This is a genomic window from Bradyrhizobium sp. 192 (genome assembly GCF_023100965.1).
Taxonomy (GTDB): domain Bacteria; phylum Pseudomonadota; class Alphaproteobacteria; order Rhizobiales; family Xanthobacteraceae; genus Bradyrhizobium; species Bradyrhizobium symbiodeficiens.
Genome location: NZ_CP064690.1, coordinates 3971081 through 3995877, shown reverse-complemented (window position 1 = coordinate 3995877; position 24797 = coordinate 3971081). Strand labels below are relative to the sequence as shown.

The window sequence follows — 24797 nt, the reverse complement described above, 5'->3', positions numbered from 1 at the left end:
TCATCCTTGTTGGAGATTGAAAAACTTCGGCCGCGCGCTTCGCCGGCGCACGAAGGGTTCATTCCGCCGGCGTCGTCCTGTTCCTCAGTCGGAAGAGCGCCATCGTCCCGAAGACGCGGTCGCGGCGGACCAAGGCGTGGAACAGCGCTGCCGCCAGATGCAGCAGCACGATGGCGAAGAAGGCGAAGCCCAGATAAAAATGAGCATTCCACAGCAGCGTGTGCGCGCGGTCGCTCTGCGGCAGCACCGCCGGAATTTGAATCCCGCCATACAGGACAACCGGATAGGCCGCAGCCCAGAGCATACCGAGACCCAGCAGCGGCATGACAATCATGAAGCCATAGAGGGCGAGATGTGACAATCGCGCTCCCAGCTTGATCGCCGGCGGAAGATCCTCCGGCAATGCCGGCGCGCCGTAATGGAGCCGCAACGCCAGCCTGATCACGACGAGGACCAGAAGCGTGACACCGAGCGTCTTGTGGATCAGGATCAGCGGCAAATATGTCGGTGCCACCGTGGACACCATGCCGACCCCGATGAAGAGCATGGCAATGATGCAAGCCGCCATCAGCCAGTGCAAGAACCGCTGGACCGGGGCGAAACGATGAAGCGCTGTACTCATGGCTTGGCGGCCTCGGTTCGCGGATAGCTGCTGGCTTCGGCCGCACGCAGATCGTAGGACTTGCGGTACACCGACGAGCGCGCGGCCGGGAAAGGATCGTCCGACACCCGAATTCCCTTCGGCAGCACGGTCGGATCGAAATTGATGTCGCGGCACGGCCCGTCCCGCTCCTGTTCGATCCGCTGCACGACGAGCGTTCCGACCTGCACCGTCCGGCGACCCTCCGGCCAGGCCTTGCTCGGGTCTGCCGTGGGATCGCCGGGATCGGCGACCGTCGTGACCATGGTCCAGCGTTGCGGGCCGGCAGTGCGGATGCGCTCCGTTATCTCCTGCTCGAGAAAATCGGGCCCGCGCTTTTCCAGCTCGGCCTGTGATATCGGTACGACCTGAGCGGCGGGGAGCAACGACCATCGCACTGTCCGCTCGCCGCCGCGTGCATCCGTGAAGATGAAACTGTTGAGCCCGTGGTAAGCGTCCTCCGCATAACTGTCGGTCCAGGGCGCCGTCTTCGCCCAGGTCGCAAAGGCGGCGAATTCCGGATTGGACTGGATGAATGCCTTCATCGCTTCCGGATCCTTCTTGCCGGACGCAATCAGCAGGTCGTGGAACGCCTGCGGCGTCGACACCGCGAAAAACGGCGGATTAATCAGCGCCATCCGCCACTCTTCGCCGTCCGCCGCGGCGATCTGCAATCCCAACCCCCGCACACGCGCTGTTGCATCCACGGCGTTCGGATCTGTGGTGCCGAGGTTGAAGCGGCCCACCGCCGAATACTTGCCGCGCTCAAAGATCCTGGCACGCGAGAGTTCGACGCCGTTTCCGTTCGCCTCGAAGGCTCCGGTGAAGCAAATTCCCTTGGCATGATTCCGCCGGTGCCCCAGCGGCGCGCCTCCCGGGGGCGCCAGCGCCGCGATCATCCGCTCCGGCGTGAGGCGCCCGGGCGAGAGCCAGCCTGCAGTATATGCGAAAGCGGCAGCGCCGCCTCCGAGCACAACCGCAATCAATACGAGCGAGCCGAAGCCCGAACGCGGCAAGTTGCCTGATTGCTTCATCACTTGTCCTTGTAATGCGTAAGCCGTCCCACGGACGGTCGCACGGCCCGTTCCGTCGAGCGGTGTGGGTTCCTTGTAGCCGGCGGCCACGGTCGCGATCTTCTGAAACCCAACGTCAATTTCTCGAAGGCACGTTTGGGCGTGTCCAACCAGCGGGAGGGTTCATCTGCCGCCTGGGCTCACTCGAAATATCTCGTGCGATTTGAGAATCACCTACCGGGATCGACAGACCCATCCTGCAATTGATCGCAGCTCGGAGGCTCTCCGAACGAGGCCGGCGACGTCTGCTCTTCAGCAGCCGCGGCAGACTGAACCTTCCAGCATCTTCTCGAGCCGGGCGTCTTCCTTGTCGATGGTCGGGTCCGTGCCGAGCAACGGCCCCTTCGTCACGTGGCCGCCACCGTCCGACGCTGGAAGTGCGGTACCGAGCGAGTTCGTTCCCGGCGCGGCAGCGCTCGTACCGAGCGTACCGCCGCCACCCATCGACATATGTGATCCCATACCACCGCGGGCCGACGCGGTGCCCGACAGTCCAATACAGGCGGCAACACAAACGACAGGGAATAATCTCATTGCTCACACTCCAGATGTTCACGCGATCCGCTGCACGGAAACGTACACCGGTCGCGTTTGATCACGCACAATGGCGCGAGCGTTCTGACAACCGTGACAGAATCTTCTCGTAGGAGTGATGCACATGCGTCGGGACTCTTCGACCGGAGTACCTACATGACTCTCATCAGAACAATTCCGGAAACGCCACTAGCCGAGCAGCGATCATCGTCCGCGCCTCTCCGCACACAGCAAGTAATGGAGAATCGCTATGACTGCATTCAAGGTCTTGATCGCTGCTGCGCTGATCTCAACGGCAACGATATCGTCAGCATCGGCGGCCTGGTCTTTCGCCGACCAGGAGCCGGCAACTTTCGCATCGATGTACCCCGATCGCGACGTGCTGAATGGTGGCGCGCTGACGCCCGCCGGGCGAATGGGCCTCGAGCGACCCGGTGGGGCCGCGCCGGTATTCACCCATGGCTATCTTCACGGCGAACACGGGCGTCGATGACGAGACGCCGCGAGCAAGCACCATCCGTCCTGCCGCCTTCATATTTTCATCTCAGCATCCCGGCGGCAGGATCGGCGATACCCCCGGCGTTGGCGCAGCGCCAGAAGCGTTGGCCGCCAACACCCTGGCAGGCGAAGCAAGATTCATCGAGACGCCTTCCATGCAAGCCGAGCTGTTCGGGCTCGGTACGACCGCGGCATTCGGATCGATGCCTGTGCCGCCGGCACCGCCGGTATCCCCAACGATCGTGCCGGGCGCGGGACTTATCGGCACTTGCGGAATCGAAAGCGGCAGAGACGCAGCGCTCGTCACCTGCCCTCCCGGCATCGAGCTGCACGCAACACTCGTACCTGTTCCTGCCGGCGCAGCCGCGGAGATCGTTCCGATAGAGCTTCCGTTCTGCCCCGTGACCGGAAGAATCTCAGCCGCCAGGCTCGATGTCGAAGCGCCCGTGGCCGATACGCTCGGCGTCGCCGGCACCGGCATGGGCGATGACGACGGCTGAGCACAGGCGACCACCGTCCCCGGCGTGGTCGGGTCCGAGGCGAGCGGAACAGGCGCCAGCGTCGTATCCGGAGCACCCGGCACCGTCGTCGCGGAAAACGGGCCCGGACTGTTGAGCGGCGAAATCACGATCGCACCCGGCACTGTCGGCAGATCCATTGCCGTGCTGCCGGTCGTGGCGACCTGCGCCTGGCCCGGAGAGAATCCGAGCAGAAAAGCTAACATCGTGCCGAGCGCAATCCGCATCATCTCTGTGGAGCCCCTAGCTGACTTCGGTCTTGCGAACGGTGACCTTGCTGCCTTCTGCCAGGCTGACCGAAGGATTGAGCACGACCAGATCGCCGGGATGCACACCGTCGCGCACTTCCACCGTGGTGCCGAAGTCTCTGGAGATCGAGACCTGCTGAAATTGAACCGTGCCGTTCCGCACGACTACGACATGAAGGCCGTTTTGATCGAAGACGAGCGCGTCGGAGGGGATCGTCATCGATGGCGTCCTGCGCGGGATTGATAGTTCGACGGTGCAATAAATGCCGGGACTGAGCAGGCCATCGGGGTTGGGCACGTCGATCTCGGTCAGCAGCGTCCGGCTCCCCGGCTGCAGCGCAGTTGCGATCCGCGTGACCTTGCCCGCAAACGTCCGCCCCGGAATTTCGGGGACGCGGATCTCCGCATCGACGCCAGGCGCAACGCCAAACGCTTCGTCCTGAGGCACGAACACCTGGGTCCGGATCACGTTGGAATGCATCAGCGTGAACATGAAGGTCGACCCTGCCTGCACCAGGCTGCCATTGTCCACGTTACGCTGGGTGACCACACCGTCGAACGGCGCCACCACACGCTGGTACGACTTCTCCTGCTGGAGGACGCGGATCTGCGCCTGCTGCGCAGTGATGTTCGATTGGGCGACCCCCACCGCGCCTTGCTGCGCGCGCAGGGTGAGACGATCATTGTCGCCCTGTTGTGCCGTCAACCAGCCCTGCTTGACGAGATTGCTGTCGCGCGAATTGGTGACGTCGGCGAGCTCCCGGCTTGCCTGCGCCTGCTGAAGCGCGGCCTGGTCCTGCGCCAGCGTCGCCTGCGCCTGCGCGATCTGCTGATCCAGCTCGGGCGCGGTGATTTCCGCAAGGAGGTCGCCCTTCTTGACGCGATCACCGATATCGACGTAGCGCTTCTCGATATAGCCGCTGGTCCGCGCGAAGATGTTGGCCGCCTCGAATGCGGTCGTCGTCGCCGGCAAACTCACCTTCATGATGTCGCCGCTGGGCTTGACTGTCGCCACCCGCACTTCCGGAACGTTGGTCCGCACCTGCTCTGCCACCGCGGCAACGACACGCGCGGCCTCGTAGTGCCGCCAGGCTCCAATGCCGAGACCGCCGGCGAGCAGCAGGAGCACACCTCCTCCGAACAATGCTCCGCCGTAACGGCGGCGGGATCGCGGACCCTTGCCCGGCAACTCCACGACCCGGAGGCTCTCTGCCCCCGGGCGGTCTCTCGCCTCGTCGTCATCAGTCTTTGCACGAACATCGCTCATTCCGGTTGCTCCTCGAATACGCCGTGGCGAGGCTTGCCGTCATTGCCCTTGCGCAGCATGGCAAAGAGATAAGGCACGATCAGCAAGGTAGTCGGGGTTGCGAACAGCAGGCCACCGATGACCGCCCGCGCGAGCGCCGCATTCTGCTCCTCGCCGGGCCCGCCGATCGCCATCGGGATCATGCCCACGATCATCGCGGCCGCTGTCATCAGCACGGGCCGGATCCTCGTTCGGCCCGCGCTCAGCGCCGCCTGGAAGGCCGAGTGTCCCTTCAACTGCTCGTCACGCGCGAACGTCACGAGCAAGATGGAATTTGCGGAGGCAACGCCGATCGCCATGATGGCACCCATCAGCGAAGGCACGTTCAGCGTGGTCCCGGTGATGAACAGCATCGTCACGATGCCGCAGAATGTCGCCGGCAGCGCCATGATGACGACGAAGGGATCGCCGAAGTTCTGGTAGTTCACGACCATCAGCAGATAAACCAGGATGGCCGCGAACAGCAGCCCGATTCCGAGATCGCGGAACGACTGATGCATGCTCTGGATCTGTCCCAGAACCTGAATGGAATTGCCCAGCTGAAGCTGCTTCTGCAGGGTGGACGTCACCTTCTCGATGTCGGCTGCAACGCTGCCGAGATCACGACCCTGCACGCTCGCATAGACGTCGTACACCGGCTGGACATTGGCCTGGTTCGAGTTGGTGGGAACGGTGCCCCGCTTGAAGGTGGCGACATTGCTGAGCAGGCCGGGCACCGTCTGCCCGCTTGCGGCAAGGGAGGCCGACACTGGCGTGTTGCCCAATGCGTTTAGCGAATTGGCCCTGTATTCAGGCGTCTGCACGGCCAGATAATAAGGGATGCCTGACGTCGGATCCGTCCAGAAATTCGGCGAGACCTGTGAGGACGAACTGAGGCTGACATTGATATTGGTCGCCACCGTGCTCGCATTGAGGCCGAGCTGCGCGGCGCGGGTGCGGTCGATGTCGGCGTAGAACGCGGGAGCATCCACTTCCTGCTGCAGATGCGCATCAACCACGCCGGGGATCGCCGCGAGACTCTTCTGCAGCTCCTTGGCGACGGCTAGGTTGTTGTTGCCGTAACCGACCGTGCGGACATCGATCTGCGCTGGAAGACCGAAGTTCAGGATCTGCGTGACGATATCGGCCGCCTGGAAATAGAAGGTGTCCTCCGGAAATGCCGAAGGTAGCACCTGCCGCAGCTTCCTGACGTAATCCGCGGTCGGCTTGTGCCCGTCCTTTAGCGAGACGAGGATGGTGCCGTCGTTCACCCCGATGGTCGAGCCATCAGTGAATGCGAGATTGTAGGCCCGCGCGGGGAGTCCGATGTTGTCGACGATCAGCGCCCGGTCGCGCTCGGGAATGACCTCGCGGATCTTGTCCTCGACAGCCTGGAAAATCGCTTCCGTGCGCTCGATACGCGTGCCCGCGGGCGCGCGAACGTGCAGCTGGATCTGGCCACCGTCGATCAAAGGATAGAAGTCCCTGCCGACATAGACGAACATGGTGGCCCCTAGCGCCAGCACCAGCACGGCGACAACGGGCACGACGACGCGATGCCGCAGCAACGCCAGCAGGAGATCGGAATAGCCATCGCGCAGGCGCTCGAACCCGCGCTCGAACATGGCCGAGGCGCGCGCGAAGACGCCCGACGGGGGGTCGCCCCCGCCGTGACGCCGCTCGCCCTTCAGCAGCAAACCGATGGTGATCGGCGTCAGCGTCCGCGACAGCCCGTAGGACGCGAGCATCGCGAACACCACGGCGAGGCCGAGCGGCGTGAACAGATACTTGGCCGGCCCCTCCAGAAACACGACCGAGGTGAACACGCAACTGATCGCGAGCGTCGACACCAGCGTCGGCACCGCGATCTCGGCGGCTCCGTGCAGGGTTGCCTCCGACAGCGGCATGCCTTCCTCCGTCCAGAGCCGGTGCGTGTTCTCGATCGTCACCGTCGAATCGTCGACGAGAATGCCGACCGCGAGCGCGAGGCCGCCGAGCGTCATCGTGTTGAGGGTTTCGCCCAGGAAATAGAGGACAATCAGCGAGGACAGCATCGCCAGCGGGATCGAGATCAGGACGACCAGCGTCGATCGCCATGATCCCAGGAACACCAGGATCATCAGCGCGGTCAGGCCCGCCGCGATCGCACCCTCGCGCAGCACGCCGTCGACCGAATGGGTGACGAAAATCGACTGGTCGAACAGCTCGTTGATCTTCAACCCCGCCGGGGCCGACGCGCGGATCGACTTCAGGGCCGCCTTCACGCCGTTGACGACAGCGAGCGTTGAGGCATTCCCGTTCTTGATGATGCTGAGCAGGACGGCGCGGTGGCCGTCCTCGCGCACGATGTTCTGCTGGACCTGGGCGCCGTCGCGGACCTGGGCGACATCCTTCAGGAAGATCGTGGCTCCGTTCGCGAACTTCACCGGGATCATGTTGAGATCGTGGATCGTGGCCGGCGTCGCATTGGTGCGAACGGTGTATTGGGTGTCTCCGATTTTGGTCGTACCGGTCGGCAGCGTCAGATTCTGGGTGTTCACCGCATTGACGACGTCGAGCGGCGTCAATCCGCGCGACAGCAGCTTGTTCGGATCGAGATCGACCATGATCTGGCGATATTTGCCGCCGGCAGGTGTGGGCAGAGTCACGCCCGGTACGGGAGCCAGCTGCTGGCGGACGCGGTAGATGCCGAAATCGTAGAGCTGCTGCTCGTTAAGGCTATTCGACTCGAGGCTGAGCTGCAGCACGGGCACGCTGGACGCATTGAACTGCACGATGATCGGCGGCTGGATGCCCGGCGGCATCAGGGCACGGATGGCGTTGGTCGCCGAGACGATCTGCGAGATCGCGAGATCGAGATTGACGTCCGGCTGGAAGTAGATCTTCTGAACGGACAGGCCGTTGAGGGTCTGCGCCTCGATATTCTTGATGCCGCTGACATTGGCGCTGATCGAATACTGGCTGTAGGTGCTGACGCGCTGCTCCATCTCCGGCGTCGACAACCCGGTGTAGCTCCAGATGACCGTGACGACGGGAATCCTGATCTCCGGGAAAATATCGGTGGGCATCGAGCGGATCGCGATGCCGCCGAGGAACAGGATCAGCGCAGCGAGCACATAGAATGTGTGCGGAAGCCGTAGCGCGAAGCGAACAATTCCCATGGTGGTCTGCCTGGAGTGAGTTAAGTGGGGCGTCGGACAGGTGAGGACGCTCGAAGCCCCGTTCAATTGAAAACGAATTCAGACGCCACACACGGCGGACCGTGGCGCATCCTGCGCGGCGAGCGTGACGGCCCGCTTGACCTTGGCGAAGGCGCGAATCTCGATCTGTCGAACCCGCTCGCTGGAGATGGACAATTCGCGGGCCAGCCGATCGAGCGTGACGGGGCATTCCGTCAGCCGCCGTGCCTCGAAGACGCGACGTTCCCGCGCCGCAAGCCCGCCCAGCGCAACCCGCAAGGCTTTGGCACGCCGCTCCGTCTGCTCGTGATCGGCAAGCAACGTCTCGGCGTCGATCGCCCCGTCGACCAGCAAGGCTTCCAGGTCGGTTCCGCCATCTTCGCCACCGACGGGCGCGTTCAGCGACAGGTCACCGTTCAGCCGCACGTCCATCTCGATCACTTCACGCGCCGTCACCTCGAGCTTCCCGGCAATCAATTCGGCGACGTCAGGCGTGAGCCCCGACATCACGTTGCCGGTGGCTTTCCTGATCTCGCTGCGGAGCTTGAAGAACAGCTTCTTCTGCGCGGCCGTCGTCCCGATCTTGACGAGGGACCAGGACCGCAGGATGTACTCGTGAATGGCGGCCCTGATCCACCAGACCGCGTAGGTGGAGAAGCGCGCGCCACGGCCGGGTTCGAAACGTGACGCCGCGATCACGAGGCCCAGATTGGCCTCGGCGATCAGATCGACCATCGGAAGGCCGTATCCCTTGTAGCCCCGCGCCAGCTTGGCCGCGAGCCGGAGATGGCTGGTGACGAGCGCGTCCGCCGCGCTCCGATCCCCGGTCTGCTGCCAGCGACGCGCGAGCTGCTGCTCCTGACCCGGCTCGAGAAGGTCGTAGCGCCTGATGGCCGCGGAATACGCGCTGAGGAACGGCGCCGGCACCGGCGAGACCGGCATGGCCGGGAGATTTTTCCTCGTAACTTCGTGGCTAGTCTGCATCCGTCACTCCCACGTTCCAGGCCGGCTGATCGATCTCGAAAGCATCGCGCATCGTTTTGGTCCATCCCATCTAATCGGAGTCGGCGTGCACTAACGTCCGCGACCGGCGGGTGACGGCCCTGCCCGTCCGTCCGATCCGGGCAAGGATCTCGATCTGCCCACCGGGAGCGGGACCGATGATCAGCCGAAAGCCGTGCAGCTTGACGATGGCGGCGACCAGGCTCAGTCCGAGCCCGACGCCGGGCGTGTTGCGCATCGTGTCGGAGCGATAGAAACGGCGCAGCACCGCCTCACGCTCCTGCTCGCTGATGCCGGGGCCGGTGTCGCGGACGCGCACGAGCGCCGTATCGTCCTCCGCCTCCAGAGCGAGCTCCACCCGTCCGCCCGATGGCGTGAACTTGACGGCATTGTCCACGAGGTTGGCGACGGCCTCGAACAGCAGGTCGCGGTCGCCCCAGACCTGCACATTGCGCGCGATGACGACACCGAGCCCGATGAGCTTGTCCTCGGCGATGGGCTCGTAGACGTCGCACACCTCCCGCAGGATCTCGTCCAGCGCGACCTCGCCAAATCCGGCCATGCGGCGGTTGTTCTCGATCTCGGTCAGCCGCAGCAGCGCCGTGACGATGGCGAGCGACTGGTCGATCCCGGCCATGGCCTTGTCGGTGATGTCCTGGAGTTCCTCCAGCGTCGCCGCATGCGTGCGCCCGCGCTCCAGCGCCAGGCGGACACGCGTGAGCGGCGTCCTGAGGTCATGGGCGATGTCGTTGCCGACGCCGGCCAGCGCGTTGATCATCGTCTCCATCTCGTCGAGCATGCCGTTGACGATCGCGGCCAGCCGCGCGAACGGATCGTCCGTCCCGCCCTCCGGGAGTCGCTCGCGCAGCTCGCCGGCGACGATGCGCTGGACCCGCTGGTTGACCTCCTCGACCCGCTTCTGGGCACGGGCGCTCAGCCAGGCGCCGGCCACCAGGCAGAGGCTGAAGGCCGGCAGTAGGCCGAGGGCCAGGGCTTCGCCCACGACGCTCGATATCTCGCGCGTCTCGTCGACGTTCCGTCCCATCACCAGCACATCGCCTCCATCGAGGCGCCTGCCGATCGCCCTGACGATCGGAACCTGGACTGCCGGTCTTCCCTTGAGATCGAGCCGCACGCCCTGCACCGCGCCACCCAGCCCGAGTTCGCGCGGCAAATGGTCGATGTTGCCGGCAAGCCTGATGCCGGCGGCATCGAACAGTCCTGCGTATTGCACACCCCTGGAATCCTGCTCGAGATGATCCGCGATCGCACTGATGCGGCGGGCCGGCGGCAGGTCTGCGATGAAATGGATCTGCGTGGTGATCATGCGATCGGATCGCGCGATCAGGTAGTCGTCGAGCTTCCAGTAGGCGAACGTGAACAGGGCGACCACGAACAGCGCGAAGGCGGCCGCCACGGCCAGGGCCCAGAGGAACGTGCTGGAGCGGATCAACCGGACCTGATGCATCTTGCGTTCCTATTGCCGCGAACGCAGCACGAAGCCGGAGCCTCGGACGTTGTGGATGAGCTGCACCTCTCCTGGACCGTCGACCTTGTGACGGAGCCGGCCCATATGCACGTCGATCAGGTTCGTGGTCGCCGGGACGAACTTGTAGTTCCAGACCTCCTCGAGCAGCATCGCGCGCGTCAGCAACTGATCGTTCCGGCGCATCATGTATTCGAGCAGCCGGAATTCGCGCGGCAGCAGGTCGAGCTCGCGATCGCCGCGTCGCGCCGTCCGCTCGATCAGGTCGAGCTCGAGCGGCCCGGAATGCAGGATGGTCTTGCGGTCGTCGGTCGGGCGGCGCAGCAGCGCCTCGATCCGCGCGACCAGCTCGATGATCGCGAACGGCTTGGTGAGATAATCATCTCCGCCCATGCGCAATCCGCGTACCCGGTCGTCCACCGCACCGAGCGCACTCAGCACCAGCACGGGCGTCCTGAACTGATCCTTGCGCAGCGCCTCGATGACGGTCAGTCCGTCCATTTTCGGCAGCATGCGATCGACGATCATGGCATCCGGGCTCGACCTGCGCGCACGGTCGAGACCGTCGACGCCGTCGCCGGCCCATTGCACCTCGAAGCCGCGATCGGTGAGCTCGGCGACAATCGCCTCGGCAGTCTCGGTGTCGTCCTCGATCAGGAGAATACGGTTCATGATCCTCGTTCCGCGCTCCGCGCGGCGCTTTGGCACGCGGTGAGGAAGCGTGGGCTCGGCGGCGCACGGCGTCATGTTCGGTGTCCGCACGCGCCGGCCCCGCCGCCCTGACGCCGCCTGAAGCCGGCCACTCGCTCTGATGCGAGATAGGCTTGCGGCGCGGGCGCTGCCATTGAATTCCAGTTCATGTTGCGGACGGCTCGCATCACGAGCGGCGCCAATGCAACGAAGGTGCATGTTGCCGATGTCGTGATCATCTTGCGGGCTCCGCATTCGAACTGGGCTGGATCGAACATATGCCCTCAACGCACGCGTTGTAGTTTCAGGGGCCACGGATGTTATCCATTCGCACGATCGCGGTTGTTACGCCGCATCGGCTCACAGGTCGTTGAACTGCGGTGAGCAAATCGTGCGTTTGAATCGTGAGTGGTCGTTCACACGTCAACGGCGAGCCGACATGGTTCGGCCTGATGTCATCAAAGGAGAGAGCGAATGACCAAGTCCAAACTGTTGTCGATGGGACTGATCGCAGCCGCCATGCTCGGCGGCCCCGTCATGGCGCGCGAGCAACATCGCGTTGTGCGGCAACCCGCGGTACAATCGGATATGATCGCGACGACTGCGCCCTTCGATTATCCGGGCGAACGCGCCTGCATGCCAGCACCGCGCGTCGGCGCCTTCGCCACCGCGCCGTGGACAGGAAACAACGTGCCGTGCGAGCCGGGTACCGGCAGCCTCTGATCGCCGCACATCGAATGACAGGGAGCGGGCTGGTCCATTCAGCCCGCTCCTTGCGCGCACGCCGCCACCACGCGCGGCGCAGTTACCTTCGCGAGCAGCGCGGCTCATACATGACGCCGAATTCAGTTGGGTTTCCGTGCATCGCTCCTACCTCTCCTGCATCACACGCCCAGTCATTAGCAGCCTCGCGCGCAGCACGAGGCGTCGGCGACTTCCGGGATGGTTGGGCAGCTCAACACGAGAGGAGTTTTCCATGAAACGGGCCATCATGATTCTGGCAACAGCAGCCCTCGCTTCGACGCTGGCCATCGGCGCGGCAGACGCGCACGGCGGTGGCGGCCACGGCGGGTTTGGCGGCGGCTTCGGCGGAGGCGCACATGCGGGCTTTGGCGGCGGCGCACATTTCGGCGGCATGGGCCACGCGGGAAGATTCGGCGGCGGCGGCGCCCGGTTCGGTGGCGAGCACCTCGGCTTCGGCGGCCATATCGGCGGTCTCCGCCAGCACGCATTCCACCGCTACGGCCGGCGCGGATATGGATTCTACGGGGCCTATCCGGACTGCTATGACTGGTACGAGCTGCATCCCGCTCAGGCATTGCCCCTGAGCTGCAGCTAGCCGCGCGCGCGCGGCGCCGATCGGTCCGGACCTCACGACGTCATGGAACGGATCGATCGGGGCAGCGCGGCTTTATCCCAGGACTGTCGGCATGCGTTGCGGAGAAACGCACAGTTTCGCATCCTCGCGAACTGTTTCTCCCGAGATTTGCTTGATCGCTCTTCCTCAGTCGTCAGATCAGGCTCGACTTGCCGCGGCTGAGCACCTCGCCCGCGCCCTTGTCGCCGACGATCTTGCCCTGTTCGTACACGACCCGCCCGCGGGCGATGGTGGTAACAGGCCAACCGGTGACGTCAAAGTCTTCCCATGGCGTATAGTCGGAGCCGTGATGCAGATCGGCTTGCCGGATCGGCCTTGTCAGCTTCGGATCCCACAGCACGATGTCCGCGTCGAAGCCGACGCCAATCGAGCCCTTGCGCGGATAGAGGCCGTAGATCCGCGCGTGATTGGTCGCGGTCAGCTCGACGAATTTCTGCAGGCTGATCCGTCCCTTCGAAACGCCTTCCGAGAACAGGATCGGCAGCCGAGTCTCCACGCCGGGAATGCCGTTCGGCACCCAGCGGAACGAGGTGCGCGCATTCGGCGTCAGCTTGCCCTTGGGATCGTCGTAGCGGAACGGGCAGTGGTCGGACGAGAAGGTCTGGAACACGCCGGTCGTGATGCCTTCCCAGATCGCCTGCTGGCTCTCGACGTCGCGCGGCGGCGGCGAACAGACATATTTCGCGCCCGTGATGTCCATGTTCAGGCCCTTCATGTCGTCAGCCGTCAGGGTGATGTATTGCGGGCAGGTCTCGGCATGCACCGGCAATCCGCGTTGCTGGGCCCAACGCACCTGTTCCATCGCCTCTCGGCCTGAGACGTGCACGATCATGATGGGAACACCGATCACCTCGGCATGGCTGATGGCACGATGCGTCGCCTCACGCTCGACAGCCTGGGGCCGCGACACGCCGTGGTAATACGGCGCGATGTGGCCTTCGCGCTCGAGCTTGCTGGTGAGGAAGCGGATCGCGTCGTAGCCCTCGCAATGGACCATCACCAGCGCCTCCTCGCGGCGCGCCACGTCGAACACTTCCAGCAACTGGCTGTCGCTGAGCACGAGATCGTCATAGGTCATGAACACCTTGAACGAGGTGTAGCCGTCCTTGACGAGCGCTGGCAGCTCCTGCCCGAGCACGACCGCGGTTGGGTCGGAAATGATGAGGTGAAACGCCGTGTCGATGTAGCACTCGCCCTCGGCGAGCTTGCGGTAGTTCTCGACGCAGGTGCGGAGCGACGTGCCCTTCTCCTGGAGCGCGAAGGGCAGCACCATGGTGTTGCCGCCGGCTGCAGCCGCGCGCGTCGCCGACGCAAAATCGTCGGCCATCACGACGTCGGGGCCGGAGGGTTGCGAAATGTGGACGTGACTGTCGATCCCGCCCGGCAGCGCAAGCAATCCCGTCGCATCGATCTCGCGCGCGGCGCCCTCGACACGGTCGGCGATGCTGACGATTCGGCCGTCGCGAATGCCGATATCGGCGCGAAACTCGTCGCTGGCCGTCACGATGATGCCGCCGCGAATGGCGAGATCGAGCTGGGTCACAGGCGCCTCCGTTACTGGTTGACCGCTGGTGTCTGGAAGATCCGGCCCCACGACGCAAGAGTCGTGACGTCGCCGCCGGCGAGCGCAAGCGTTCGCCACAGCGTCACCGCCACCGAATCCAGCACGGCGATGTTCAACTCCCGTTCGAGTGAGGCCGCAAGCGCGGCGCCGTCGAGATTGGTGCAGAGAATGACGATCGCGTCGGCGCCGTCCGCCGCGACCGCGCGGATCATGTCCGCGATGGTCGCAGGCGGGACCTCGCCGAAGGAGAAATTATCGCGCAGGCCCAGATGCCGCTCGGCATGCGGAACGATGCCTTCTGTCGCCCAGACGTCGCCGATCCGCCGCTGGACGTCGTCGGTGTAGGGCGAAACGAGGCCAACGCGTTCGGCACCGAGCACACGTGCGGCATCTATGCAGGCCAGCGTAGAGGTCGTCGCCGGCACGCTTGTGCGCGCAGTGATCGCCTCGCAGAGGCTCCTGTCGCGGCCGATACCGAGCCAACTTGCCGAAGTGCCATTCCAGGCGATGGCATCGACCTTGGCATCGGCCAGCAGGTCCGACGCGGGCAGCATCACGGAGGCGTCGAACTGGTTCAACGCCGCGGTATCGAGCGCAATCTCGGTGACGCGGAAGCGCGAGAAATGCGCGGTGACATCAGGCACGCCATGCAGCATGGCGCTGGTGACGGGCTCGAGCACCGAGTTGGAGGACGGCGTGATCATGCCGAGACGCTTGCGCATGGCCTTACCTTACGACGCCTGCGCAAGGCGCGTCGACTCCTCCCGGATCAGGGAGAGGATGCGGCGCTTTGCGTCATTGAATTCGGGACTGGTGATGTCGCGTGGACGCGGCAAGTCGAAATTGACGGCCTCGCGGATGCGGCCGGGCCGCTTCGTCATCACCACGATCTTGTTGCCGAGCACCAGCGCCTCGTCGACGCTGTGGGTGACGAAAACGATGGTGCAGCGGCGCTTCTGCCAGATCGCGACCAGCTCCTCCTGCATTTCGAGCTTGGTCTGGGCGTCCAACGCCGCGAACGGCTCGTCCATCAGGATCACGCTCGGGTTCATCAGCAGCGCACGGGCGATGCCGACGCGCTGGTTCATGCCACCCGACATCTCGGAGGGATGGTGGTGCTCGAAACCGCGCAAGCCGACGAGATCGATGAACTCCATGGCGCGATCGTGCCGCTCGGCCTTGCCGACGCCCTTGAGCTTGAGATGGAAGGCGATGTTGTCGATCGCCGTCAGCCACGGCATCAGGGTCGGCTGCTGGAACACCACGCCGCGGTCGGAGCCCGGCCGCTCCACCTGCTTGCCGTCGACCAGCGTCCGGCCGGACGTCGCCTGCTCGAAGCCGGCGATGATGTTGAGCAGGGTCGACTTGCCGCAGCCGGACGGACCGAGCAGGCAGACGAAGTCGTTGGCCTCGATGTCGAGATTGATGTTGTCCAGCGTCAGCAAATCGCGGCCGCGCCGCTTGTCGGAGAACACCTTGACGATGTTGCGTAGCTCGATGGCCGCCATCAGCCTGCCCTGCCCTGCACGGTGGTCGTCTGCTGCCAGCGCAACGCGCGCGCCATGATCGCCTTGAGCCCGAGATCGGAGAGATAGCCGAGCAACCCGATCGAGATCATCGCCGCGATTACGATGTCGTAGAGCAGGAAATAGTATGAATCCCAAAGCACGTAGCCGAGGCCGCTCTTCACCGCCACCATTTCGGCCGTGACCGTCAGCATCCAGGCCGAGCCGACCGCAATGCGAAGGCCGGCGAAGATCGAGGGCAGCGCAGCCGGCAGCACGATATCGGTCAGCATCTGCCGCTGGTTCGCGCCCATCATCGCGCCAGCGCGCACGAGATTGTGGTCGACCGTCTTCACGCCGTGGATGCTGTTCATCAGCACGGGAAAGAAGGCGCCGAGGAAGACCAGGAAGATCGCCGGCTTGTCGGCGATGCCGAACCAGATGATCGCCAGCGGAATCCAGGACACCGGCGGTATCGGCCGCAGCATCTGCAGCGTCGGCTCCAGCGTCTTCTCGAACAGGCGCGACCAGCCGATCGCGACCCCGGCGAGGATGCCGAGGAGACTGGCCAATGCAAAGCCGCCGAACACGCGCAAAGCGCTGGCGAGCGCATCGCGCAGCCAGTGACCGGAATAGGTCTGCGTGGTCTCGTCGAAGCCGAACACCCAGTCGCCGAGCGCATGCAGCACCGCGCTCGGCGCCGGCAGGAGCGCGGGCGGAAGCACGCCGCTGCGGGCAAAAGCCTCCCAGCCCGCGATCAGCAGCGCAGGGACAATGAGGCGTTCGAGCCCTTGGAACACCCGCGTCAGCCGAAAGGCTGGCCTCGCGGGCGAGACGTCAGTAACCGAGGTCATTCTTGGCCTTTCCCGTGGCCTGCCCCAGGAACGAATAGTCCATGTTCTTCTCCGCTTCCGCGGAGACGTCCTTGGAGATGTATTTGAGATCACGCATCATCGCGGCGATCGCGAGCGTCTGCGACCGGTGGATCGCGGGATCGGGCGAGGCATTTTTCAGCGCCTCGGTCGCCACATTCTTGTCGAGGCCGGTGAGCTTGTTGATGACGTCGATCCACGGCGTCTTGTCGGCGATCAGCTTGTTGTCGAGCTCAACCACGGCGCTGACGACGCCCTGAACGCCGGCGCGCTGGCTGGCGATCACGTCGGAGCGGGTGACGATCAAGTTCGTCAGATTGCCTGCCGCCTGGTCGTACGGCAGCACAAAGTGCTTGCCGGCGCCCGCGAGCCGGATCTGCGAGGCGAACGGCTCGACCGAGCAGATCATATCGACCTCGCCGCGCTGCAGCGCCGCGAGATGGTCGGACGGATTGGGGATGTTGATGAACTGGACGTCCTTGTTGGGATCGACACCCTGCTTGAGGAATGCGCCGCGCATGTGGATGCCCTGCGCATTGCCGCGGGAGGCAGCGACCTTCAGCAACTGACCGTCGCTCTTGCCCTTGGCAACGATGGCCTTGAACGCGATCCAATCATCGGGCGGCAGGTTCAGCTTCGTGGAGGAGAGACATTCCGAGCCGCCGTTGATCTGGCCGGACACGGCGACGACGTCAAAACCCTTGTCGAGCGCGGTGATGTAATGGAGGTAGGTGACCTGAGCGACGTCGATACTCTTGGAGATCAGTGCGGTGAGCACGTCGTTGCCCGAGTTGAAGCCGGTGGCCTCGACCTCGACGCCCTTCGCCATGCCCGGAATCAGCGACATCGGCAGGCAGTGCGCGCATTTGGCGTAGCCGAGCTTGATCTTCGCGGTCTGCGCGATGGCGAGGTCGCCCCCGCCGAACATCGCTGCCATCACCACGAGGCCCAGTCGCAAATTCGTCCGCATCGCTTACTCCGTTTCGAAGGCGCGAGACCCCGCGCGTCTCAGGAGATCATCGGTCGGCCTTCGCGGCAGCGCAACGGTGATTCTGCATGCTGCATACAATTTACGCGCTATGCCATTGTTTTCAGCGGCATACGTCGGTATTTTGGGCAAGCCAAGCGGCCGGAAACGGCTAGGATGAACTGAAGCAACGAGGCGCGCGTGCAGCAGAAGTCGGAAACCCCGAAGGGCCGAAAATCCCCCAAACTCAAGAGGATGGGCCTGCATGAGCGCGCCGCCGCGCGGATGCGGACGATGATCATTCGCGGCGAGCTGGCGCCGGGATCGCAGACCCAGGAGACCAGGCTATCAAAGGAGCTGGGCGTGTCGCGTACTCCCCTTCGTGAGGCGATGAAGGTGCTCGCGGCCGAAGGTTTGATCGAGCTTCGCCCCAACCGCAGTCCGCGCATCGCCGACATCGCAGTCGCCGGCATCTCGGAGCTTTTCGAAGCACTCGCCGGGATCGAACGTCTGGCCGCCGAGCTCGCCGCCGAGCGCGCCACCGAACGTGACCTCGCCCGCCTGCGCACGCTGCAGACCCGGATGGAGGGTCATCATCGCAACGGCAAGCTCGACGATTACTTCGCCATCAACGGCGAGATCCACAACACCATCGTCCGGATGGCGCGCAACACGCCGCTGCGCGAAGCGCACGAGACACTGATCTCCCGCGCCGAGCGCGCACGCTATCTGGCGCTGGGTGCCGACAAGCGCTGGAGCAATTCGGTTGACGAGCACGCCGGCATCCTCGCCGCCCTGGAAGCGCGCGACAGCGAAGCCGCCGGACGCCTGCTCGGCGCCCATGTCCGGCAGACCGGCACCGCGCTGCTCGAGACGCTGGCTCCCAAACCCAAGCTGACGGCGGCATGACCATGAAGCTGCTGCTGCTCAATCCCAACACCAGCACGGGGGTCACCCAGTTGATGACGGATGTCGGGCAGCGCGCCGCCGCGCCCGGCACCGAGATCGTCCCCTGCACCGCGACGCGCGGCGTGCCCTATATCGCGACGCGCACCGAGGCGCAGATCGGCGGCGCGATCGCGCTGGAGATGCTGGCCGAGCAGCACGCGAAAGTTGACGCGGCCATCATCGCCGCCTTCGGCGATCCCGGCCTGTTCGCCGCACGCGAGACATTCGATATTCCCGTGATTGGCCTTGCGGAAGCCGCGATGCTGACAGCCTGCATGGCTGGACGGCGCTTTGCCATCGTCACTTTCGCGCAGGCACTGGGGCCCTGGTACGAGGAATGCGTCCGCGACCACGGGCTGCGCGAGCGTTGCGCCGGCATCCGCATGCTCGACGCGCCGTTTCAGGCGATCTCCGAGGTCGGCACCGAGAAGGAGGATCTTCTGGTCGAACTCGCACAGCGCGCCGTCGTCGAGGATGAGGCCGATGTGCTGATCTTTGCAGGTGCGCCGCTCTCGGGTCTTGCCGAGCGCGTCGCCGACCGGATCCCCGTTCCCGTCGTCGACCAGGTCGTCGCCGCCGTGAAGCAGGCCGAGGCACTGGTCGCGTTGCGCCTGCGCAAGGCCACGGCGGGCACGTACCGCCGGCCCGCTGCCAAACCCACCATCGGTCTTGCCGGCGCGCTCGCCGCCCGGCTCGAGCATCGCGACAGCTAGGGGAGCTTCGGCCGACGATGCGAAAAGCCCAGTTCGTTTTCGATGGCACGGCCGAACGCAAACAGGCGGGATTCGCAGCCCGGTGGCGCGATGATCTGGATGCCGAAAGGCAGCTGATTCTCCCCTCGCCGCACCGGCAAGGTCAGGACCGGACATCCGACCAGCGACACGATGAAGGTGACGGCGAGATAGTCGATCGGCGTCTCCAAGTCTGCGCCGTCGATCGCGGCGACGTCACTGATCTCGTTCGGCCAGGGGAATACCGACGCCGCCGGCGCTATCAGGAAATCGGCACGCGCGAACAACTCGCGAAAGCTGCGGTAGATCGCGGTGCGCCGCCGCTCTGCGTTGAGGTAATCCTCCGCCGAGAGCTTGGCGCCCGCCTCGATATTCCAGATCACGGTGGGCGTGAGTTCGCCGCGGCGCGTTCTGAGCAACTCGCCATAGCTGTTGGCGATGTGCGCGGCACGAAGAGTGCGGAAGGTCTCGATCGCGCCACCGCAATCCGGCGAAGACGAGACGATTTCGGCGACACGCGCGAGCGCTTCGCAAGCATCGGCAAAACGAGCGCGGACATCGCGCGAAACCGGCGCAACACCGAAATCAGGCGTGACTGCGATCCGGGAACGTCCAAGCAGGGGACGATGGTCAGTGACGACACCGGTCGAGAGCGGGTCCTGCGCATCGGCGCCAGCGCAGACCGACAGCGCCAGTTCGAGATCATCGACGCCGCGAGCAAGAAAGCCGTGGCTGGCCAGCATGTCCCAACCGAGCGGCCGGCGCGGCGACGGGATACGGCCAGGCGTCGGCCGGATCGAGGCCACGTCGCAGAAGCTTGCGGGGGTGCGCACCGAGCCACCGAAATCGGTGCCGTGCGCGACCGGCACCATGCCGGCCGCCACCGCTGCGGCGGAGCCGCCGGACGATCCGCCGGAGGTCAGCGCTGGATCGAACGGATTGCGCGTCGGCCCGCGCAATTTATTGGTGCAGACCGCGCCGAAGCCGAACTCGGGCGTGTTGGTCTTCCCCAGGATGATCGCACCGGCACGCCGCAGCCGCGCGACCACGAGATCGTCCTCGAACGGCACGTGGTCGCGAAACAGCACCGATCCGTAGGTGGTCGCAAGCCCCGCGGTGTCGGTGAGGTCCTTGATCGCGACGGGCACCCCGTGCAACGGGCCGCTCGGCGCAGCCGCCGCGTCGCAGATGTCCGCCGCACGGCGGGCACCCTCCGCATCGACAGTCACGAACGCCGCCAATTGCACGTCCACGAGTGCAATCCGCGCCAGATGCGCCTCAACGGCGTCACGCGAGGACAGCTCGCCCTTGGCAATGGCGCGCGCGAGGGTTGTGGCGGTGAGGTCGCAAATCGATTGATCCGAGGTCATCGGACTACAATGCCAAAACGCGCCGCAAAAAGCGACCGCGCCGGGCACGAGACTTGCTTTCTCCTCTGGGGCAACGGGAGGCAACATCATGGCTGAAGCGCAAGGCGGACGATCGCTCGTCGTCGACGCCGTCACCCACCGCTACCCGAGCGGCGCGCTCGCGGTCGAGAACATCAATCTCGACATCAAGGGCGGCGAGATCATCGCCCTGCTCGGCCCGTCCGGCTGCGGCAAGACGACCCTCTTGCGCATCATCGCCGGCTTCATCGCGCAAACCCAGGGGCGGATCATTATCGGCGACGACATCGTCGACACGCTGCCGCCGAACCGCCGCGCGGTCGGTATCGTGTTCCAGAACTACGCGCTATTCCCGCATCTCTCCATCAGCGAGAACGTGGCCTACGGGCTCGCTGCCCGCGGCATCGACAAGGCAACGCGCCAGCGCGAGTCGCAGCGTCTTCTGGAACTGGTGCAATTACCGACCATGGCCGAACGCCTGCCGAGGCAGCTTTCCGGCGGCCAGCAACAGCGCGTCGCGCTTGCTCGCGCGCTCGCGATCAAGCCTTCGATCCTGCTGCTCGACGAGCCCTTTGCCGCGCTGGACAAGAATCTGCGCCTCGACATGCAGATCGAGGTCAAGCGGCTGCAGCGTGTCTCCGGCATCACCACGCTGATCGTGACGCACGACCAGGAAGAGGCGCTGTCGATGGCCGACCGCGTCGCCGTGCTGAGTCAAGGCAAGCTCGAGCAGTTCGGCACGCCGTCGGACGTCTACGACCGGCCGCAGACGCTGTTCGTGAACACCTTTGTCGGCTCCAGCAATCGCATGCCCGGCGTGGTCGTCTCGGCGGACCGAACTGCCGCCAAGATCCGCCTCGATGCCGGCGCGGAGATCATCGCGCGGCCCGCGGCCGGCGCCCTCACCGAGGGGGGCCGCGTCACCGTGTGCATCCGACCCGAGCATCTGCAATTCGTCGGCGACGAGACCGGCTTTGCCGGCGTGGTCGGCATGTCGCTGCCGCTGGGCGCGACCGTCGTGCACGAAGTCACGACGGCCGACGGCTCCGGCGTCAAGATCTCCCAGGCGCGCATCGGCGAGACGCGCGCGCTGGAGAGCGGCGCCGCCGTGCGCCTCGCACCACTCGCCCCTTCGCTCGCCAACGCATTCCCCGCAACGCTTTAATTCCTGTCATTGTCCACACGGAGTTCGACATGATCCTCAATCGCCGCAGCCTGATGACGACCGCCCTCACGCTCGGGGCCATGAAAGCGTTTCCCGGACTGAGCTTCGCGCAGGCACGCCCGCTGGTGTTTGCGACCTTCACCGGAAGCTGGGAAGAAGCGCACAAGGCCGTGCTGGTGCCCGCCTTCCGCAAGGCAAACGCCGACGCCGCGATAGTGCTCGATCCCATGCTCTCGGTCGACCAGATCGCGAAGGTGAATGCAGCAAAAGCCAATCCGCCGATCGACGTCATGCTGCACGATCCCGGCCCTGCCCTCGTCGCGATCGGTCAGGACCTGGTCGAGCCCTATCCGGTCGAGAAGAGCGCCTATTACAAGGACCTGATCGCCGAGGCGCAGGAGCCGATGGGACCGGCTCCGTTCTTCCAGGTCGTCGGCCTCACCTACAACCCGGAAGCCGTCAAGACGCCGCCGACCTCGTGGGCCGATCTCTGGAAGCCCGAGTTCAAGGGCCGGGTCGGCATCACCAACCTCAACTCGACGCTCGGCACCGGCTGGCTGGTCGAGATCGCCAAGATGCGCGGCGGCTCGGAAGCCAATATCGATCCCGCCTTCAAGGCGCTGGAGGAACTCAAGCCCAATCTCGCCGCGGTGGCCGCCAATCCCGGCGCGCTCGCGACCCTATTCCAGCAGGGCCAAATCGACATCTCGCCCGGCAATTTCAACGCCATCCAGATCCTGAAAGCGCGCGGCGTGCCGGTCGAGTTCGTTGCGCCGAAGGAAGGCGCCATCGCCTTCAAGACCACGATCCACATCGTCAAGAACTCGCCGAACCGCGAGCTTGCCTTCAAGCTGATCGAGGCGGCGCTGACACCGGAAGTCCAGACCACGCTGATGAACCCGCCTTATCTGATCGTGCCCACCAATTCCAAGGTGACGATGGGCGGCGAGATCGCGCGCGTGCTCGCCAAGGACACCGCCGAGCTGAAGAAGAAGTTCGTGTTCCAGGACTGGAAGAAGATCAACGAGCAGCGCTCGGCGTGGATCGAGCGCTTCAACCGCGAGATCAAGATCTAGCGCGAGGACCTGACGATGGGCGCTGCACCGGCATCACGGGACGTCACGTCCTATGGAATGGGATTGGCGGCGCCGCTGGCGCTGTTCTTCCTGCTGTTCTTCGTCGCGCCCCTGCTGCAGCTGCTCTGGCTTTCGCTGCACAACGACACAGCCGGGCTCCATTGGGGGCTCGGCCAGTACCTGCACTTCCTCACCGACCCCTTCAGCCTCAGCGTACTCGGCTCGACGCTGCTGCTGGGGGCCGAGGTGACGGCCGTGTGTCTCGTGCTCGGCTTTCCCATCGCCTGGCTCTACCAGCGGGTCGGGCCCAAGGTTCAGACCATCATCATCCTGATCGTACTGCTGCCGCTTTTGACCAGCGTGGTGGTGCGCACCTTCGCCTGGATCGTCATCCTGGGCCGCCAGGGCATCATCAACGCGACGCTGCAATCCCTGGGGATCATCGATACGCCCCTGAAGCTGCTCTACACCCAGTTCGGCGTCGTGATCGCCCTGGCTCAGGTGCAGATGCCGCTGATGACGCTGCCGCTGATCACCGCGCTCGGCCGCATCGATCCCAATCTCGACGATGCCTCCTGCTCGCTCGGCGCCGGAAGCTGGCGCACCTTCTTCCGCGTCGTGCTGCCGCTGTCGCTGCCCGGCGTGATTGCCGGCTGCACGTTGACCTATGCCGCCGCCATCACGGCCTTCATCACCCAATCGCTGGTCGGTGGCGGGCAGATGCTGTTCATGCCGATGTATCTCTACCAGCAGGCCTCGACCTTGCAGAACTGGCCGTTCGCGTCGGCGATCTCGATCATCTTCCTGCTGGCCGTGCTCGCGGTCGTGTCCGTCTTCACCACGCTCGGCCGCCTGTCGCGCGGCTATGGAGGCGCCTGATGGCTGGCCGCAAGCGCACCCTCGAGGCGTTCAGTTTCGAATTGGTGATGACATTGGTCGCGATCATCGCGCTGATCCTGATCATCGCGCCGTCGCTCGTCGTCCTGATCGTCTCCTTCACCAGCGGCTTCTCGCTGAGATTCCCGCCGCCGGGATATTCGCTGCGCTGGTACGCCGAGCTCTGGGACGCCTGGCAGCTGCACTTCGCGGCGAAGAACAGCCTGATCGTCGCGCTGTGGGCAACGGGCCTGTCCGTCGTGCTCGGTGTCGCCGCCGCGCTTGCGATCTCGCGGTCGCAGGCGCTGTCGGCGCGGCTGCTCGATTCCCTCTTCATGTCGCCGCTGGTCCTGCCTGCGCTGGCTTTCGGTCTGGCTGCTCTGATGCTGTTTTCGCTGATTGGCCTGCCGGTGTCGCCGTTGACGCTGGTGATCGGCCACACCGTGGTCTGCGTGCCCTATGTCGTGCGCAACACGGTCGCTGCCCTTGCCCAGCTGGAGCCGACCCTGCTCGAAAGCTCCGCGGTGCTCGGCGCGAGCCGCCTCTACACGTTCCGGCGCATCGTGCTGCCGCTGATCCGGCCCGGCATCATTGCCGGGGCCTTCATCGCCTTCATGTCGTCGTTCGACAACGTACCCGTCTCGCTGTTCCTGCGCGACGCCGCCACGGACATGCTGCCGATCCGGATGTGGCAGGATCTCGAAGGCAAGCTCGACGTCACCATCGCCGCCCTGTCGGGCGTCCTGATCATCGCGACCGTGGCGATGGTCGCAGTGATGGAGCGTGTCACCGGCCTGTCGCGGCGGCTGACCAACTGATCAGGCTCCGCGAAACAGCGAGTAGCCCCAGCGCGTGAATTTCAGCGGCAGATGAAAATGTTCATCGACGTGCTTGATGCGGAAGCGGAACGGCGCCACGGTCAGGCAACCGTCGCTGTCGCCAAAGAATTCGCCGAGATGAAACAGCACTTCATACTCACCAGCCGTCACGCCTGCGCCTTGCGCGACGGGATGATCGAGCACGCCGTTCGCCCCGAGCCGTCCGTCGGCGATGCGCAGCGAGTCCGGATCGATCCGCCAGATCTCGACGCGCAGGCCTTGCGCCGGCCGGCCGCTCGCCACATCGACTGCGTGAATGGAAATGCCGCCTGCCACCATGGTCCTCCCGTGAGCGC

The 24797-nt window shown here is 64.9% G+C and carries 25 protein-coding genes; 10 read left to right on the top strand and 15 right to left on the bottom strand.

The annotated features are described in order from the left end of the window. Positions 1-58 precede the first annotated feature (58 nt). From IVB24_RS18130 to IVB24_RS18120, 3 genes are all read right to left on the bottom strand, one after another. A complete protein-coding gene (locus tag IVB24_RS18130; RefSeq protein WP_247773993.1) occupies positions 59-622 on the bottom strand; it encodes a cytochrome b/b6 domain-containing protein in 564 nt (187 codons plus the stop codon). Further along, on the bottom strand, positions 619-1674 hold the full coding sequence (locus tag IVB24_RS18125; RefSeq protein ID WP_094974845.1) for a catalase family peroxidase: 1056 nt from the start codon (positions 1672-1674) through the stop codon (positions 619-621). Before IVB24_RS18125 ends, IVB24_RS18130 begins: the two co-directional genes overlap by 4 nt. Before the next feature lie 291 nt (positions 1675-1965). Beyond that, on the bottom strand, positions 1966-2163 hold the full coding sequence (locus IVB24_RS18120; protein WP_244621171.1) for a hypothetical protein: 198 nt from the start codon (positions 2161-2163) through the stop codon (positions 1966-1968). A 334-nt stretch (positions 2164-2497) separates the two neighbouring features. On the opposite strand from IVB24_RS18120, the gene IVB24_RS18115 reads away from it, so the two are divergent. Further along, on the top strand, positions 2498-2740 hold the full coding sequence (locus IVB24_RS18115; RefSeq protein WP_094974847.1) for a hypothetical protein: 243 nt from the start codon (positions 2498-2500) through the stop codon (positions 2738-2740). Next, positions 2706-3245: a hypothetical protein gene (locus IVB24_RS18110; RefSeq protein ID WP_247773992.1), complete on the top strand. Its 540-nt coding sequence runs from the start codon at positions 2706-2708 to the stop codon at positions 3243-3245. The genes IVB24_RS18115 and IVB24_RS18110 overlap by 35 nt, the downstream gene beginning before the upstream one ends. A 261-nt stretch (positions 3246-3506) precedes the next feature. Here the strand turns inward: IVB24_RS18110 and IVB24_RS18105 are convergent, their stop codons facing one another. The 5 genes from IVB24_RS18105 to IVB24_RS18085 all read right to left on the bottom strand — a co-directional run bounded on the left by IVB24_RS18105 (position 3507) and on the right by IVB24_RS18085 (position 11135). Next, positions 3507-4778, bottom strand: a complete 1272-nt coding sequence (locus IVB24_RS18105) for an efflux RND transporter periplasmic adaptor subunit (RefSeq protein ID WP_247773991.1) — start codon at positions 4776-4778, stop codon at positions 3507-3509. Next, on the bottom strand, positions 4775-7957 hold the full coding sequence (locus tag IVB24_RS18100) for an efflux RND transporter permease subunit (RefSeq protein WP_247773990.1): 3183 nt from the start codon (positions 7955-7957) through the stop codon (positions 4775-4777). The genes IVB24_RS18105 and IVB24_RS18100 overlap by 4 nt, the downstream gene beginning before the upstream one ends. Before the next feature lie 78 nt (positions 7958-8035). Beyond that, a complete protein-coding gene (gene rpoH, locus IVB24_RS18095; RefSeq protein ID WP_094974850.1) occupies positions 8036-8959 on the bottom strand; it encodes an RNA polymerase sigma factor RpoH in 924 nt (307 codons plus the stop codon). Between the two features lie 70 nt (positions 8960-9029). Beyond that, a complete protein-coding gene (locus IVB24_RS18090; protein ID WP_247773989.1) occupies positions 9030-10445 on the bottom strand; it encodes an ATP-binding protein in 1416 nt (471 codons plus the stop codon). Between the two features lie 9 nt (positions 10446-10454). Continuing rightward, positions 10455-11135 (bottom strand): response regulator transcription factor, encoded by a 681-nt coding sequence (locus IVB24_RS18085; RefSeq protein ID WP_162308489.1) that lies wholly within the window; start codon positions 11133-11135, stop codon positions 10455-10457. Positions 11136-11627: 492 nt separating this feature from the next. On the opposite strand from IVB24_RS18085, the gene IVB24_RS18080 reads away from it, so the two are divergent. Together IVB24_RS18080 and IVB24_RS18075 are read left to right on the top strand one after the other, a co-directional pair. Then, positions 11628-11876 (top strand): hypothetical protein, encoded by a 249-nt coding sequence (locus tag IVB24_RS18080; RefSeq protein ID WP_247773988.1) that lies wholly within the window; start codon positions 11628-11630, stop codon positions 11874-11876. Positions 11877-12129: 253 nt separating this feature from the next. Further along, positions 12130-12492: a hypothetical protein gene (locus tag IVB24_RS18075; protein WP_247773987.1), complete on the top strand. Its 363-nt coding sequence runs from the start codon at positions 12130-12132 to the stop codon at positions 12490-12492. Between the two features lie 172 nt (positions 12493-12664). On the opposite strand, the gene hydA is transcribed toward IVB24_RS18075, so the two are convergent. From hydA to IVB24_RS18050, 5 genes are read right to left on the bottom strand one after another with little or no spacing between them, the layout of a single operon-like run. Further along, on the bottom strand, positions 12665-14074 hold the full coding sequence (hydA, locus tag IVB24_RS18070; protein WP_247773986.1) for a dihydropyrimidinase: 1410 nt from the start codon (positions 14072-14074) through the stop codon (positions 12665-12667). Positions 14075-14085: 11 nt separating this feature from the next. Further along, positions 14086-14817, bottom strand: coding sequence for an aspartate/glutamate racemase family protein (locus IVB24_RS18065; RefSeq protein ID WP_247773985.1), 732 nt, complete (start codon positions 14815-14817; stop codon positions 14086-14088). A 9-nt stretch (positions 14818-14826) separates the two neighbouring features. Then, complete coding sequence (locus IVB24_RS18060) at positions 14827-15603, bottom strand: ABC transporter ATP-binding protein (protein ID WP_094896368.1); 777 nt, start codon at positions 15601-15603, stop codon at positions 14827-14829. Further along, positions 15603-16454: an ABC transporter permease gene (locus IVB24_RS18055; protein WP_247773984.1), complete on the bottom strand. Its 852-nt coding sequence runs from the start codon at positions 16452-16454 to the stop codon at positions 15603-15605. Before IVB24_RS18055 ends, IVB24_RS18060 begins: the two co-directional genes overlap by 1 nt. After that, a complete protein-coding gene (locus tag IVB24_RS18050; protein ID WP_247773983.1) occupies positions 16438-17442 on the bottom strand; it encodes an ABC transporter substrate-binding protein in 1005 nt (334 codons plus the stop codon). Before IVB24_RS18050 ends, IVB24_RS18055 begins: the two co-directional genes overlap by 17 nt. Positions 17443-17640: 198 nt before the next feature. Between IVB24_RS18050 and IVB24_RS18045 the strand changes: the two genes are divergently transcribed. Next, positions 17641-18348, top strand: coding sequence for a GntR family transcriptional regulator (locus IVB24_RS18045; protein WP_140478485.1), 708 nt, complete (start codon positions 17641-17643; stop codon positions 18346-18348). Positions 18349-18350: 2 nt separating this feature from the next. Continuing rightward, positions 18351-19100 carry an aspartate/glutamate racemase family protein gene (locus IVB24_RS18040; RefSeq protein WP_247774121.1) on the top strand — a complete coding sequence of 250 codons (750 nt, stop codon included), beginning with the start codon at positions 18351-18353 and terminating at the stop codon, positions 19098-19100. Here IVB24_RS18040 and IVB24_RS18035 read toward each other — a convergent pair. Then, positions 19097-20536, bottom strand: coding sequence for an amidase family protein (locus IVB24_RS18035; RefSeq protein WP_247773982.1), 1440 nt, complete (start codon positions 20534-20536; stop codon positions 19097-19099). The two genes, IVB24_RS18040 and IVB24_RS18035, sit on opposite strands and share 4 nt — an antisense overlap. 40 nt (positions 20537-20576) lie before the next feature. On the opposite strand from IVB24_RS18035, the gene IVB24_RS18030 reads away from it, so the two are divergent. From IVB24_RS18030 to IVB24_RS18015, 4 genes are read left to right on the top strand one after another with little or no spacing between them, the layout of a single operon-like run. Beyond that, the gene (locus IVB24_RS18030) at positions 20577-21671 is read left to right on the top strand and encodes an ABC transporter ATP-binding protein (RefSeq protein WP_247773981.1); all 1095 of its coding nucleotides are present in this window, start codon (positions 20577-20579) and stop codon (positions 21669-21671) included. Between the two features lie 29 nt (positions 21672-21700). Next, positions 21701-22747: an ABC transporter substrate-binding protein gene (locus IVB24_RS18025; protein ID WP_094974862.1), complete on the top strand. Its 1047-nt coding sequence runs from the start codon at positions 21701-21703 to the stop codon at positions 22745-22747. A gap of 15 nt (positions 22748-22762) precedes the next feature. Then, positions 22763-23626 carry an ABC transporter permease gene (locus IVB24_RS18020; protein WP_094974863.1) on the top strand — a complete coding sequence of 288 codons (864 nt, stop codon included), beginning with the start codon at positions 22763-22765 and terminating at the stop codon, positions 23624-23626. Further along, a complete protein-coding gene (locus IVB24_RS18015) occupies positions 23626-24441 on the top strand; it encodes an ABC transporter permease (RefSeq protein WP_247773980.1) in 816 nt (271 codons plus the stop codon). The genes IVB24_RS18020 and IVB24_RS18015 overlap by 1 nt, the downstream gene beginning before the upstream one ends. On the opposite strand, the gene IVB24_RS18010 is transcribed toward IVB24_RS18015, so the two are convergent. Then, positions 24442-24777, bottom strand: a complete 336-nt coding sequence (locus IVB24_RS18010; protein WP_247774120.1) for a hydroxyisourate hydrolase — start codon at positions 24775-24777, stop codon at positions 24442-24444. It lies immediately after the preceding gene. Positions 24778-24797 lie beyond the last annotated feature (20 nt).

Bases quoted from the DNA above. Each gene is read 5' to 3' on its own strand.
- IVB24_RS18130 (WP_247773993.1), bottom strand. From the start codon at position 622: ATGAGTACAGCGCTTCATCGTTTCGCCCCGGTCCAGCGGTTCTTGCAC.
- IVB24_RS18125 (WP_094974845.1), bottom strand. From the start codon at position 1,674: ATGAAGCAATCAGGCAACTTGCCGCGTTCGGGCTTCGGCTCGCTCGTA.
- IVB24_RS18120 (WP_244621171.1), bottom strand. From the start codon at position 2,163: ATGTCGATGGGTGGCGGCGGTACGCTCGGTACGAGCGCTGCCGCGCCG.
- IVB24_RS18115 (WP_094974847.1), top strand. From the start codon at position 2,498: ATGACTGCATTCAAGGTCTTGATCGCTGCTGCGCTGATCTCAACGGCA.
- IVB24_RS18110 (WP_247773992.1), top strand. From the start codon at position 2,706: ATGGCTATCTTCACGGCGAACACGGGCGTCGATGACGAGACGCCGCGA.
- IVB24_RS18105 (WP_247773991.1), bottom strand. From the start codon at position 4,778: ATGAGCGATGTTCGTGCAAAGACTGATGACGACGAGGCGAGAGACCGC.
- IVB24_RS18100 (WP_247773990.1), bottom strand. From the start codon at position 7,957: ATGGGAATTGTTCGCTTCGCGCTACGGCTTCCGCACACATTCTATGTG.
- rpoH (WP_094974850.1), bottom strand. From the start codon at position 8,959: ATGCAGACTAGCCACGAAGTTACGAGGAAAAATCTCCCGGCCATGCCG.
- IVB24_RS18090 (WP_247773989.1), bottom strand. From the start codon at position 10,445: ATGCATCAGGTCCGGTTGATCCGCTCCAGCACGTTCCTCTGGGCCCTG.
- IVB24_RS18085 (WP_162308489.1), bottom strand. From the start codon at position 11,135: ATGAACCGTATTCTCCTGATCGAGGACGACACCGAGACTGCCGAGGCG.
- IVB24_RS18080 (WP_247773988.1), top strand. From the start codon at position 11,628: ATGACCAAGTCCAAACTGTTGTCGATGGGACTGATCGCAGCCGCCATG.
- IVB24_RS18075 (WP_247773987.1), top strand. From the start codon at position 12,130: ATGAAACGGGCCATCATGATTCTGGCAACAGCAGCCCTCGCTTCGACG.
- IVB24_RS18065 (WP_247773985.1), bottom strand. From the start codon at position 14,817: ATGCGCAAGCGTCTCGGCATGATCACGCCGTCCTCCAACTCGGTGCTC.
- IVB24_RS18060 (WP_094896368.1), bottom strand. From the start codon at position 15,603: ATGGCGGCCATCGAGCTACGCAACATCGTCAAGGTGTTCTCCGACAAG.
- IVB24_RS18055 (WP_247773984.1), bottom strand. From the start codon at position 16,454: ATGACCTCGGTTACTGACGTCTCGCCCGCGAGGCCAGCCTTTCGGCTG.
- IVB24_RS18050 (WP_247773983.1), bottom strand. From the start codon at position 17,442: ATGCGGACGAATTTGCGACTGGGCCTCGTGGTGATGGCAGCGATGTTC.
- IVB24_RS18040 (WP_247774121.1), top strand. From the start codon at position 18,351: ATGAAGCTGCTGCTGCTCAATCCCAACACCAGCACGGGGGTCACCCAG.
- IVB24_RS18030 (WP_247773981.1), top strand. From the start codon at position 20,577: ATGGCTGAAGCGCAAGGCGGACGATCGCTCGTCGTCGACGCCGTCACC.
- IVB24_RS18025 (WP_094974862.1), top strand. From the start codon at position 21,701: ATGATCCTCAATCGCCGCAGCCTGATGACGACCGCCCTCACGCTCGGG.
- IVB24_RS18020 (WP_094974863.1), top strand. From the start codon at position 22,763: ATGGGCGCTGCACCGGCATCACGGGACGTCACGTCCTATGGAATGGGA.
- IVB24_RS18015 (WP_247773980.1), top strand. From the start codon at position 23,626: ATGGCTGGCCGCAAGCGCACCCTCGAGGCGTTCAGTTTCGAATTGGTG.